Raw genomic sequence first — 12,671 nt, forward strand, 5'->3', positions numbered from 1 at the left:
TTACTTATTGTTTCGCCCTTCGGGCAGTAACTTCTGCGGCAGAAACCGCACCTGAGCTATTGCCAAAATTGGCGCGAACATACGTCAGCACATTTGCAATGTCATCATCGCTCAGAAAACCATGTGGAGGCATGACTCCGGAATAAGTTTCCCCATTGATCGTCAGCGGCTCCGTAAGTCCATTCAGTACAATACCTATAAGACGTTCCTTATCTCCATTGACATACTCGGTTTTACTTAGCGGCGGATTCATCCCCGGCACCCCCATTCCATCGGCCATATGACAGGCGATACAATAGGTTTTAAACACCGTCTCACCACTGGCAAGCTGAGCAGGATCAGCAGCAGGTGCCGATTCCTTGATTAAGGCTGGCTTCTGTGTTTCTTCAGTCTTATCTGAGGCTCCGCCACCACAGGCAGCAAGAATGAAAAGGGAAATAAGGGAAATTGATAAAAACTTATTCATATAGATTGACACATTTTACATTACACACCATAATACATAATCCGCCAGATGCGACCTTTCCTTGAATCAGAAATATATAGCGACCCGTCAGGTCCCTGTGAGAGCCCTACCGGCCGGTAAACGGCATCGTTGGGGTTCTTCACCTCAGGGATTTGCGGGAAACCTTCTGCAAATACTTCCCAATCGCCGCTGGGTTGTCCGTCTTTCATCGGTACAAATACCACAAAATATCCGGCCTGAGGTAGTGGCGCGCGGTTCCAGGAACCATGGAAAGCGATAAATGCCCCATTTTTGTAAGGCTCCGGAAACTGATCGCCTGTGTAAAACAGCAGGTCGTTGGGGGCCATATGGCCGGGAAAAGCAACGATAGGCGGTTTTATTCCCTCACAACGTCCGGTCTCTGTGCCATCACCTCCGTACTCTGGCCCCAGAACTTTTTTATTCAGGTTCTGATTAAAATAGCAATATGGCCAGCCAAAATCATCCCCGTCACTGATCTGCAAAAACTCTTCTGCGGGCAGTATTTCATTGTCCTCATCAGTAAATTTCTCCGGCCAGAGGGTATTGAGCTGGTCTCTCCCATGCTGAAGGGCATAAAGAGAATTAGCGGATTTGTTCCAGCAGATAGCCACTGCATTGCGGATACCCCGGGCATAATTCACCCCGTCAGCGGTATGTGTCTGGTTAAGTTTGGAATCGCTAAATTTCCAGATACCTGCCTGCATATCGCGCTGCGGACAGGGGTCGATTCCGGGCGAACCGGCCTTACGAGCCTCCTCCTGGCAGGCATTGGATGGCGCACCGACCGTTACATACATGTTGCCGGCTCCGTCAAAAGCCATCGGCTTGGAAGCGTGGGAGCGCTGTACCGGAAACCCTGAGACGATTACTTCGGCAGTGGTATCAGGAAGAAGGGCATTTTCCTGAAGTTTATACCGCATGACCATCGTATCGGAAGATGCATACAGATAGCCGTTGTGAAGGCGCATACCTGTGCCGGTAAAATTGCCAAACATTTCCTTCTGGTCAGCCACGCCGTCGCCGTCAGTATCTCTGAGCGCAACAATGCCTTTGCCTCCGGCAGTCTGCCGCAACTTTACATAAATGTCGCCGTTTTCGCGTATCGCCAGATGCCGCGCACCTTTGTCCAGAGAGTCTGTAACCAGTACAGCACCAAAACCAGAGGGAAGAGAAATCCCGCCATTGTCGGCCAGCGCCTGCGGCAGTTTGGGTTCCTGCCCGGTTGTGCCTGCCGTCTGGCAGGAGTACATCAGCGTGCCGAGCACAATAGCCGGTATGCCAGCATATTTTGCGATTTTCCGCAAAACCGTAAATCGTGAGACAGAAAGTAAGGGGTTCATATGGGTAGTATTTAATATAGGTTCTTTATCGCATATCCAGACTGTCAACCTCTTCCAGGGTATCTGGATTCAACACCTGCATCCGGATTTTTTTTCCATCCACAAACATTAAAACGAGCGCATTCTGGGTGGTAAATCCGGTAACTTTTGGCGTCCAGGGTGTTTGTTCCTGTGCATAGTACGGCGCACCGGCAGCTCCATTGTTCACCTGATAAATGGTTCGGCTCAGATTTACCTTCGAACCAGGATAACCCTCCGGATAGATATTGGTTTCGCTGTTGATTTTCGTTAGCGCATAGTTATGCTCATCTCCCGTAAATATCGCGGCAACTTTTGTGCTTTGGTTGACCAGGATATCCAGATATTCATCGCGACGCTCAATAATGCCTTTTTCGAGCTTTTGGCCGGCCACCCAGGGACGATATTCGTTGTTCCCGTTGTACCACATATCATCTGCGACGTGGCCACCGTTGGGAAAAGCGGGGGTATGCTGAGTGATAAACACATGATCAATATTGGCATCTTTTTCAAGCAAAGCGACGGTTTCTTTCAGCCATTTGAGCTGCTGATCCATGATATACCCATGTAATCCTCCGCCCACATCATCGATGGTACTTGCTGAGGGGCTGTACCAATAGTCAGAGTTGAGGACAATGACCCCGACGTTGTCATAGGTATAATAAAATACATTTTCCTCATAAGAGGGAAAGTCTGTTTTTTTAGGATTGGGGTCATACACTGCGCCATCTTCGCTTTCCGGGCCATTGACAGGATTGACGAAGTTTCGTTTAAATACGGCTTCCGCAGATTCGGTATCATAAGGCCAACGATCGATACTGACAAAATCCCTTCGGGTTTCGCCAACAAAATCTCTCACCACCGCCTCATGGTTACCCATACTGATATAGACGGGAAAGTAGTGGGCAAAGGGTTGGATGGCACGTTTCCAGTTGGCATATTCCAGATCCGTTTCTTCCGGACTGGATAAATAACCGTTGATCAGGTCGCCGGAGAATTGGAAGAAGGAGACTTTTTGCTGGCTGGCGAGTGCCATGATTTTTTTCATGATATAGGCATTTGTCCCGTAAATATCCCGTTCTCCCCCACCCTGTCCATTGCGGGAATCACTGGCATAGGCAAAGACAAATGGTTTGCGCGTGCCCGGAAGCGGGGCCGTGCGAAAGGAAAAATTCAGCTTATTGTTCCCGTAAATTACGGTATAGGGATATTCTGTATCCGGCTGTAGCCCGGTAAGTCTAATCTCGTGGTGGGTAGCGGCTTTTTCTTCAGCAAATAATTGGTCATTTACAGAAACCGCTGCTTTGGTTTTTTCGCTGGTTTCAAAGGAAATCGTAGCTCCGTCATGGGAAAGCAGGTTGACAAAAGGGCCTTCTGTAACAGTACAAACCACGGAAAATGGTCCGGTTCCTTCGAATGTGACAATTCCGTCGTACAAAATCGATCCCTGTAAGTCCATAACCCGGTAGCCCAGCGTTCCTACCCCACTTTTTTCCCAGCCTACCATATCAAATCTTCCACTCAGGTTGTCCTGAATATTGATAAATGCTCTTCCACTGAGAATTTCTGAATACATCCGGAAATATACAGGCATTGGGTGCCGGGAATCGCCGTAAGGGATAAACCCAAAATATACTCTTCCGGCAAATTCGGGGTTATCAAAATCAAACAATATCCCCTTACTGTTTCCCTTGGGCCGTCCGATCATCTGGTCAAGCGTGTATTTGGGCTTAGTTACATACTCCTGAAGAACCTGATCGCCCAGCTTAGCCTGGTAGCCTCCTTCCCCATTTGAAATACCAAGGTGAAGAGAAGGCGGTTTTTGGGCAAACAATTCACCGGTGAACAACGAAAGTGCAGACAGTATCCCGATTTTTAGGAGTTGGCGATAAGACATAATCATATTTTGAAACTAAGTAAACCAAAATACACCTGAATACAAAAAGGGAATTAGCCGCAAAGGTCATCCAATTCCTGAAGTGCCCGCCGGATTCGTGCTTCGGGGATGCGCAGTTCGAGCAGTAAATCTTCCCGGCCGGCAAGCTCCCGGCAAAGTACAATTCCTTTGGCAATCAGATGCTGTTTTTCAGACTTTGTAAGATAGGTCAGGCTGGTGATGGGATACAACCGGCACTGGTTGACCAGATGATTGAGGTTGCCGGCTTTGGGAAATGACCACGAAACCATGGTAAGACCGGCACAGATTCCATATTGAATGGCATCAGCTGAAAAAGTTGCATTGGTAATAATCCCCCCTTTGAAGTGAAGTCCCTCATTTTCAGGATCTTTTCTCCATTGGCGTTCGAGGTCGCGAAACCGGGAATGCACGTAGAGTGCAACTTTTACATCAATTTTTTTCCCTACGGTATTGCCAAATTTACATTCGAAGGCAAACTGTTCCTCCCCATTTCGCCCCAACACATCCACTTCATGCGTCACACAATGCCCGGGGAGCGTGATGCCCACCTGCACTTGATATCCTTTCATCTTAAAAATTTCTCCGACAAACCGCTCAAAAGGATAGCCGGAAGGCCCCAGTTCAAACACCGCGCGCTTCAGTTTGTACTTGGCAGCTGAAGCGCGGGAATGCTTTTTTAGTAACTCAAATGCCCGGTGATAGATTTTTTTAGTGGAAATACCGGTAGTCAGCTCTCGCTCAATGGTGTCAATAATGGTATCCACTTCAGAAAACGTTGCCCCGGCAGAAAGGAGTGATTCACGCAGTTTTTCCACTTGAAAAGGAACCTGTTCCCCAGATGCTTTAGTAACTAAAAATGGAGCGCTTATCATAAAAAATCAATTTTTCTTTGGATTAAGGAAAATCCTTATCATATTTGCAATGAGCAAATAAAAAACATGAATTTTTTTCAAATTATTATCACCTCCATTTTTCTAATTGTGATTATTAGTCGCAAGGGGTGAGAATGGTTTGCTATAAAGATAAAATAAAAAGCCATTCTCAATACGGGGATGGCTTTTTTTACAAAGTTTAAAAGATTATGCTTTTCAGTATTGGGCTACTATTTGGAATTATTAGTGTGGTGGGTATTATCTTTACCTGTACTGAAAGGCTGGTGTAAAAAATTATTATCTGAAATTTACAGAAGCCTTTCTCCTACTTGGGAAAGGCTTTTTGATTAAAAGTATATCGATGAATAAATTTAGTAAACGACTCACTCAGGACGAAACACAACCCGCAGCAAAGGCCATGTTGTACGGCATAGGCCTTTCAGATGAAGACATGAACAAAGCGCAGGTCGGCGTAGTAAGTACGGGTTATGAAGGCAATACCTGCAATATGCACCTCAATGCCCTGGCCGTGAAGGCGCGGGAAGGGGTAAACGAAGCGGGAATGGTGGGATTGGTTTTCCATACCATCGGGGTAAGCGACGGGATGTCTATGGGCACAGAGGGCATGCGTTATTCTTTGCCTTCCCGGGATATTATCGCCGACTCCATTGAGACTGTAGTGAATGCACAGTGGTATGATGGCGTGATTGCAGTAGTAGGTTGTGATAAAAATATGCCCGGCGCTATGCTGGCCATTGGCAGGCTCAACCGTCCGGCAATCCTGCTTTATGGCGGCACGATTGCCTCCGGAAGATATAAAGACCGGACGTTAAATATTGTCTCTGCTTTTGAGGCATTGGGTGAAAAAATTGCCGGAAAAATTACGCCTGAAGATTTTAAAGAAATTGTCAAAGCTAGCTGTCCTGGTGCAGGTGCTTGTGGCGGAATGTACACAGCCAACACCATTGCTTCTGCTATTGAAGCGATGGGCATGAGCTTGCCCTACAGTTCTTCCAATCCGGCGATGAGCCGGGAAAAACAGGCCGAATGTAAAATGGCCGGATTGGCAATGCAGCAGCTGCTGGAAAAGAATATTTGCCCGAAAGATATCATGACGCGCAAAGCCTTCGAAAATGCGATCACGATCGTCATGGCACTCGGAGGATCTACCAATGCGGTATTGCATCTGATTGCGATGGCTGCCGCTGTAGAGGTGCCCCTCGAGCTGGATGACTTTCAGCGTATCAGCGACAGGGTACCGTTACTGGCAGATCTCAAACCCAGCGGAAAATACCTGATGGAAGATGTACACGCCATTGGCGGCACGCCGGCCATCATGAAGTATCTGCTGGAAAAAGGATTTCTACACGGAGACTGCCTGACAGTAACGGGAAAAACCATTGCCGAAAATCTGATGCAAGTCCCCGGTTTACCAGAAGACCAGGAAGTGATTTTCCCGATCGAAAAGCCAATCAAAGCCACCGGGCACCTGCAAATCTTGTATGGCAACCTCGCTGAGCAGGGAGCGGTAGCCAAGATTACGGGGAAGGAAGGAGAAAAATTTGAAGGGACGGCCAAAGTTTTTGACAGCGAATTTGCGGCAAATGAAGCAATCGTTGCCGGAAAAATCGAGCCCGGAAATGTCGTAGTCATCCGGTATGAAGGCCCCAAAGGAGGCCCCGGAATGCCCGAAATGCTTAAGCCAACCGGAGCCATTATCGGTGCCGGACTGGGAGATACCGTGGCGCTGATTACCGACGGTCGGTTTTCAGGCGGCACTCACGGATTTGTGGTGGGGCATATTACTCCCGAAGCACAGGAAGGTGGACTGATCGGCCTGCTGGAAGACGGAGATAAAATCACCATCGATATTACCCAAAACCGCATAGATGCACATCTATCTGAAGAAGAAATTGCCCGCAGACGCAAACTATGGGTGGCACACCCTTCCAAAGTCAGCAAAGGAATTCTTTATAAGTATATACAAACCGTTTCACCCGCTTCCAAAGGTTGTGTTACAGACGGTTCGAAATAAGGGTGGAAGCAACTACCAACTTTTTAACCTAATCCATTCAATATGGCGACAGGAACTCAAGTTAAGACAAACCCGGTAAATCGAAAAACGGTTACCGGATCAGAAGCAATCATTCTTTCTCTGATTGAAGAGGGAGTGACCACTATTTTTGGCTATCCGGGCGGGGCGATTATGCCAGTCTATGATGCACTGTTTGATTATGATGACCAAATCCATCACGTGCTGGTAAGACACGAGCAAGGGGCAACCCATGCCGCCCAGGGTTATGCAAGGGTAACTCAGAAACCTGGCGTATGCCTCGTAACCTCAGGACCCGGCGCTACCAATCTGGTTACAGGCATTGCCGATGCGATGATTGATTCGACACCTATGGTATGCATCAGTGGCCAGGTTTCCCGCCATCTTCTGGGGTCTGATGCCTTTCAGGAGACGGATATCATCAGTATTACCATGGCGATTACCAAGTGGAATTGCCAGGTAACAGATCCCCGCGATATTCCGGCGGCCATTGCCAAGGCTTTTTATATCGCCAATTCGGGCCGCCCCGGACCGGTAGTTGTCGATATTTGTAAAAATGCCCAAACCGGAACACTCGATTTTGATTACACGCCCTGCAAAGGCATCAGAAGCTATCAGCCCTATCCCAGTATTGATCCCGCAGCAATTGATGAGGCTGTAACAGCGATCAATAAGGCGAAAAAACCTTTCTGCCTTTTGGGTCATGGCGTGCTGATTTCAGGTGCGGAGGAAGCATTCCGCCAGTTTGTCGAAACAGCAGGTATTCCTTTTGGCAGTACCCTGCAGGGATTGTCTGCCATGCCTTCTGACCACCCGCTTCATATGGGTATGCTCGGGATGCACGGCAACTATGGCCCCAATATCAAAACCAACGAATGCGACCTGCTCATTGCCGTAGGTATGCGGTTTGACGATCGGGTTACGGGCGATGTTAGCCGTTATGCCAAACAAGCGAAAGTCATCCATATAGAGCTGGATCACTCCGAAATCGACAAAAACGTAAAAGCAGATATTCCGGTACTGGGAGATGCAAAAGCTGTGCTTGAAGCAATGATTCCCAAACTCAAAAAACGTACCCACCCCGAATGGCTGGCAGAGTTTGCTGAGTGCGACCGGATCGAACACGAGAAAGTCATTTACCGCGACCTTCACCCGACTACCCAGAAAATCAATATGGCGGAAGTTGTCAAAATGGTATCTGACAAAACAAACGGTGAGGCGATCGTCGTTACAGATGTCGGACAACACCAGATGATTGCCGCCCGATACTATAAGTTTAAAACTTCGGAAGCTTGGGTATCTTCAGGCGGACTCGGCACCATGGGTTTTGCCCTTCCCGCAGCATTTGGAGCCAAAATGGCCAGACCAGACAAAGAAGTAATTGCTTTTATCGGAGACGGATCGTTTCAAATGACCATTCAGGAACTGAGCTGTCTGGTACAGGAAAAAGCCGGTGTAAAGGTGATTATTCTCAACAACAACTTCCTCGGTATGGTCAGACAGTGGCAGCAGTTGTTTTATGAAAAAAGATACTCTTTCACCAATCTCATCAACCCCGATTTTGTTAAGGTTGCCGAAGCCTATGGCATCCAATCTCAACTGGTTGATAAACGGGAAAACCTGGATGCAGCAATTGATGCGATGCTCAGCCATGAAGGCCCATATCTTTTGGAAATCATTGTGGAAAAAGAAGACAATGTATTCCCAATGGTACCCAGTGGTGCTTCCGTTTCAGATATCAAACTTGAACCGTAAGGATTGAATTACCTTTTTAAGTTATGGAACAAAAGTTCACGTTATCAATTTTCACCGAAAATCAGATCGGGCTTCTACATAGAATCACCACGATTTTCACCCGAAGACATATCAGCATCGTAAGTCTTACCACCTCAGAAACAGAGGTGAAAGGCATATACCGGTTTATCATTGTCATCAATTCCACCGAAAATGAAATCCACAAATTGCGCAAACAACTGGACAAAATCGTAGGTGTAATCAAAGCCTTTGTACTGACTGAAAGTGAAGTCGTGCATCAGGAACTGGCGCTTTACAAAATATCGACGGCCAGCCTGGTCAATGGCTCTCTGGAAAAAATCATCCGCGACAATCATGCACGGGTATTGTCAGTAGAACAAGACTATATGATGATCGAAGCCACCGGACATCCCTACGAAACCGAAAAATTGCTGAAAGTGCTGGAACCACTGGGCGTACTGGGATTTTCCCGCTCAGGTACCATTGCGATTTCACGCAAACCCCTGAACCTCGTTGCCTATCTCGATGGGCGGCTGAAAAAAGGCAACCTTTTTAATATAGAGCCTGAACCAGGCAATTAGTTTACATCATAACCTATTTTCCACTAATCATTCATTCTACCAACAATGGCAATTATCAATTTTGGAGGAACATCAGAGACGGTAGTAACCCGTGAAGAATTTACCCTGGATCATGCCAGAGCAGTGTTGAAAAACGAAACACTCGCAGCCCTCGGCTATGGCGTACAGGGTCCTGCCCAGGCGTTAAATCTTAGAGATAACGGTTTTAACGTGATCGTAGGCCAAAGGAAAAATTCTGCGTCCTGGCAAAAAGCCCTCGAAGACGGATGGGTTGAAGGCGAAACCCTCTTTGATCTGGAAGAGGCTTGTGAGCGCGGCACCATTCTGATGAACCTGCTTTCAGATGCAGGTCAGATCTCTACCTGGCCTACAGTAAAAAAACACCTCACCACAGGTAAAGCACTGTTTTTTTCTCATGGATTTGGGCTTACCTTCCACGAAAAAACTGGCATCATCCCTCCCGCGGATGTCGATGTATTCCTCGTAGCTCCGAAAGGCAGCGGAACGAGTGTGCGCAGACTATTTAAAGAAGGAAAAGGCATCAACGCCAGCTTCGCCGTTCAACAAAACCCGACAGGAAAAGCCAGAGACCGCGTTTTGGCCATAGGCATCGGGATTGGTTCAGGTTTTCTGTTTGAAACTACTTTCCAGAAGGAAGTATACAGCGACCTTACCGGCGAAAGAGGAATCCTCATGGGTGCGCTCGCAGGGGTCATGGAAGCGCAGTATAATCTGCTCCGCAAACGCGGTCATTCTCCTTCAGAGGCCTTCAACGAAACCGTAGAAGAACTTACCCAGAGCCTGATGCCACTGGTTGCAGAAAATGGTATGGACTGGATGTATGCCAACTGCTCCACCACTGCTCAGCGCGGTGCGCTTGACTGGAGGCACAAGTTCCGCGATGCGGTTGCACCAGTGTTTGACGAACTCTACGAAAGCGTATCCTCAGGAAACGAAGCAGCCATCACGATCGAAGCCAACGAAAAAGCCGACTACCGCGCAAAACTTTCAGAAGAACTCCGCGAACTCCGCGAGTCTGAAATGTGGCAGGCAGGGGCAGCCGTTCGTAAACTTCGCCCTGAAAGAAGCTAATATCCTCAAATATTTAATCTCATGGTCTCTGAAACCATCCACATGCTTCCGCTGGCCAGTATCATGCAAGCCAGTGGAAGACTGAAAGGGGTTGCTATGCATACCCCTCTTATCGAAAACCCCTATCTGTCGGAGCTGTTTGGCTGTCATATTTCGCTGAAAAGAGAAGATATGCAGGTTGTGCGTTCCTACAAACTCCGGGGCGCTTTCAACCGGATGGCTCAGATGAGCAAGGCCGAAGTGGCAAAAGGAGTAGTCTGCGCCAGTGCCGGCAATCATGCACAAGGCGTAGCCTATTCCTGCCACAGGCTGGGTATCGGCGGGAAAATCTATATGCCCGTAACTACCCCCAAACAAAAAATTCAGAAAGTAAAGTCTTTTGGAAAAAACCGCGTAGAAATCGTCCTCATGGGCGATACCTATGATGAGGCGTATCATGCAGCGGCAAAAGATTGCCTCGAAAATGACAAGGTCTTTATCCACCCTTTTGATGATCCGGAAGTCATGGCCGGTCAGGGAACGGTAGGGCTGGAAATTCTCTCCGACAGCCGCGAACCCATCGACTTCGTCTTTATCCCCGTAGGTGGCGGCGGCCTGGCATCCGGACTGGGCAGTTATTTCAAACAAATCAGCCCCAAAACCCGGATCATCGGCGTAGAACCGGAAGGCGCGCCAGCTATGTACCAATCTTTGCGCCAGGGGAAAGTGATCCAGTTGGAAGAAATTGACAAATTTGTCGATGGCGCTGCTGTTCAAAAAGTCGGAGAAAAAACTTTCGAAATATGCCGGGAAGTGCTCGACGATCTGCTGCTCGTGCCTGAAGGAAAAGTCTGTGCAACCATCCTCAATCTTTACAATGAAGATGCCATCGTCGCCGAACCCGCCGGCGCGTTGGCTATCGCAGCACTTGACCAGTACAAAACGCAGATTCAGGGAAAAAGAGTCGTATGTGTCCTCAGCGGAGGAAACAACGACATCATGCGGATGGAAGATATTAAGGAACGGGCGCTGCTCTATGAAGGGCTGAAACATTATTTTCTGATTCGTTTCCCCCAGCGGGCAGGCGCTCTCAAAGAGTTTTTGACCCATGTGCTGGGACCCAATGACGATATCACCCATTTTGAATACACAAAAAAGAATAACCGGGAAACAGGGCCTGCACTGGTGGGAATTGAGCTGGTCTCCGGCAGCGATTTTGAAGGACTGGTGCAGCGAATGAAACAGTATAAATTTAATTTTCAGCTGGTCAACGATAATCAAATGTTGTTTAACCTCTTAGTCTAAGTATGAAAGTAATGAAGTTTGGGGGCGCTTCGGTAAAAAATGCCGATGCCATCCGTAATGTTGCCAATATCATTATCAAATTCAGCAGCGATCCCTGCCTGATCGTCATTTCTGCAATTGACAAAACCACCAATCATCTGGAGGACCTCGCGCACCTCGCCAGAGATGGGAAACAGGAAGAAGCGCTGGAACAATTCAGGAAGATACGCCGCTTTCATGTACACCTGATTCACGACCTTTTTGGGCAGGAAGACGTTCACCCGGTACAGGAAAAAGTGCGGAAATTTCTGGAAGAAATCGAACGGATCGTCAACGGTATCCTGCTGCTGGAAGAGTTCCCGCCCCGTACCTATGACCGGATCGTTTCTTACGGAGAATTGATCTCGACAGTCATTGTCGCCGAATATATCCGCTCACTCGGCCAGAGTGTTGTATGGGCAGATGCTCGTCTCCTGGTAAAAACCGACGCGACGTACAAACAGGCAGGTGTGATCTGGACGCTGACCGAAGAAAATATCCGCAGGGAAATATTGCCCCAAATGCAACCCGGGACTTCGGTCATTACACAGGGATTTATCGGCTCTACCACCAGCGGACGAACGACAACACTGGGAAGAGAAGGTTCTGACTATACCGGCTCGATCTTCGCACATTGCCTCGGCGCAGAAAGTCTGACCGTATGGAAAGACGTGCCCGGTGTATTAAATGGCGACCCGCGCATCAGGGAGAATACCATAAAGATCGACAATCTCTCCTATGAGGAAGCGGTGGAAATGACCTTCTACGGAGCGAGTGTCATTCACCCCAAAACGATCAAACCCATTTTCAATAAATCCATTCCCCTGCATGTAAAATGTTTTCTCGACATCGAAGCACCGGGAACGACCATTTCGGCCAAAACCAACGACGATGTGATCACCTCCTACATCGTCAAAAAAGAGCAGTCATTTGTCCGAATCAAACCCAAAGACTTTTCCTTTATGGAAGAGCGGTTGATGCAGGAAATATTTGACCATATCTATAAATCGGGAGTAAAAGTCAATCTGGTGCAAAACTCGGCGATTTCACTCATGCTTTGTGTAGATAATAAAACAGAAGTAGCTTCATTTGAGTCGCTGCTGCTCGACAAATTTGATGTGGAGATTCAGCCTGATCTAAAACTTTACACCATGATCAATTTTTCCATCAAAGATCTGAAGGAAACGGTTGATGCAGTGATGGTACAACAGCATGATAATAAGCTGTTTGTGGTGAAGTAAATTAAGCGAGAC

Annotated in this window: 10 protein-coding genes; 6 read left to right on the forward strand and 4 right to left on the reverse strand. The window is 47.8% G+C overall.

Going from position 1 to position 12,671, the window contains the following annotated elements; all coding sequences use genetic code 11:
- Positions 1-4: 4 nt before the first annotated feature.
- From R3D00_19950 to R3D00_19965, 4 genes are read right to left on the reverse strand one after another with little or no spacing between them, the layout of a single operon-like run.
- Positions 5-466 (reverse strand): cytochrome c, encoded by a 462-nt coding sequence (locus R3D00_19950; protein MEZ4775468.1) that lies wholly within the window; start codon positions 464-466, stop codon positions 5-7.
- Positions 467-486: 20 nt separating this feature from the next.
- Positions 487-1,827 (reverse strand): PQQ-dependent sugar dehydrogenase, encoded by a 1,341-nt coding sequence (locus tag R3D00_19955; protein MEZ4775469.1) that lies wholly within the window; start codon positions 1,825-1,827, stop codon positions 487-489.
- 25 nt (positions 1,828-1,852) lie between these two features.
- Positions 1,853-3,742 (reverse strand): metallophosphoesterase, encoded by a 1,890-nt coding sequence (locus tag R3D00_19960; protein MEZ4775470.1) that lies wholly within the window; start codon positions 3,740-3,742, stop codon positions 1,853-1,855.
- A gap of 53 nt (positions 3,743-3,795) precedes the next feature.
- Complete coding sequence (locus tag R3D00_19965) at positions 3,796-4,635, reverse strand: ATPase (GenBank protein MEZ4775471.1); 840 nt, start codon at positions 4,633-4,635, stop codon at positions 3,796-3,798.
- Between the two features lie 361 nt (positions 4,636-4,996).
- Here R3D00_19965 and ilvD point away from each other — a divergent pair, with 361 nt between their 5' ends.
- From ilvD to R3D00_19995, 6 genes are read left to right on the forward strand one after another with little or no spacing between them, the layout of a single operon-like run.
- On the forward strand, positions 4,997-6,670 hold the full coding sequence (gene ilvD / locus R3D00_19970) for a dihydroxy-acid dehydratase (GenBank protein MEZ4775472.1): 1,674 nt from the start codon (positions 4,997-4,999) through the stop codon (positions 6,668-6,670).
- A 42-nt stretch (positions 6,671-6,712) separates the two neighbouring features.
- A complete protein-coding gene (ilvB, locus tag R3D00_19975; protein MEZ4775473.1) occupies positions 6,713-8,443 on the forward strand; it encodes a biosynthetic-type acetolactate synthase large subunit in 1,731 nt (576 codons plus the stop codon).
- Positions 8,444-8,466: 23 nt separating this feature from the next.
- A complete protein-coding gene (gene ilvN / locus R3D00_19980; GenBank protein MEZ4775474.1) occupies positions 8,467-9,024 on the forward strand; it encodes an acetolactate synthase small subunit in 558 nt (185 codons plus the stop codon).
- A 45-nt stretch (positions 9,025-9,069) separates the two neighbouring features.
- Complete coding sequence (gene ilvC / locus R3D00_19985; protein ID MEZ4775475.1) at positions 9,070-10,116, forward strand: ketol-acid reductoisomerase; 1,047 nt, start codon at positions 9,070-9,072, stop codon at positions 10,114-10,116.
- 21 nt (positions 10,117-10,137) lie between these two features.
- A complete protein-coding gene (gene ilvA / locus R3D00_19990; GenBank protein MEZ4775476.1) occupies positions 10,138-11,400 on the forward strand; it encodes a threonine ammonia-lyase in 1,263 nt (420 codons plus the stop codon).
- Between the two features lie 2 nt (positions 11,401-11,402).
- The gene (locus R3D00_19995; protein ID MEZ4775477.1) at positions 11,403-12,659 is read left to right on the forward strand and encodes an aspartate kinase; all 1,257 of its coding nucleotides are present in this window, start codon (positions 11,403-11,405) and stop codon (positions 12,657-12,659) included.
- Positions 12,660-12,671: the final 12 nt, after the last annotated feature.

Source organism: Bacteroidia bacterium (assembly GCA_041391665.1).
GTDB lineage: Bacteria > Bacteroidota > Bacteroidia > J057 > J057 > JAGQVA01.

Coding starts and splice junctions, on each gene's coding strand:
- R3D00_19950 (MEZ4775468.1), bottom strand. CDS start 466: ATGAATAAGTTTTTATCAATTTCCCTTATTTCCCTTTTCATTCTTGCT.
- R3D00_19955 (MEZ4775469.1), bottom strand. CDS start 1,827: ATGAACCCCTTACTTTCTGTCTCACGATTTACGGTTTTGCGGAAAATC.
- R3D00_19960 (MEZ4775470.1), bottom strand. CDS start 3,742: ATGTCTTATCGCCAACTCCTAAAAATCGGGATACTGTCTGCACTTTCG.
- R3D00_19965 (MEZ4775471.1), bottom strand. CDS start 4,635: ATGATAAGCGCTCCATTTTTAGTTACTAAAGCATCTGGGGAACAGGTT.
- ilvD (MEZ4775472.1), top strand. CDS start 4,997: ATGAATAAATTTAGTAAACGACTCACTCAGGACGAAACACAACCCGCA.
- ilvB (MEZ4775473.1), top strand. CDS start 6,713: ATGGCGACAGGAACTCAAGTTAAGACAAACCCGGTAAATCGAAAAACG.
- ilvN (MEZ4775474.1), top strand. CDS start 8,467: ATGGAACAAAAGTTCACGTTATCAATTTTCACCGAAAATCAGATCGGG.
- ilvC (MEZ4775475.1), top strand. CDS start 9,070: ATGGCAATTATCAATTTTGGAGGAACATCAGAGACGGTAGTAACCCGT.
- ilvA (MEZ4775476.1), top strand. CDS start 10,138: ATGGTCTCTGAAACCATCCACATGCTTCCGCTGGCCAGTATCATGCAA.
- R3D00_19995 (MEZ4775477.1), top strand. CDS start 11,403: ATGAAAGTAATGAAGTTTGGGGGCGCTTCGGTAAAAAATGCCGATGCC.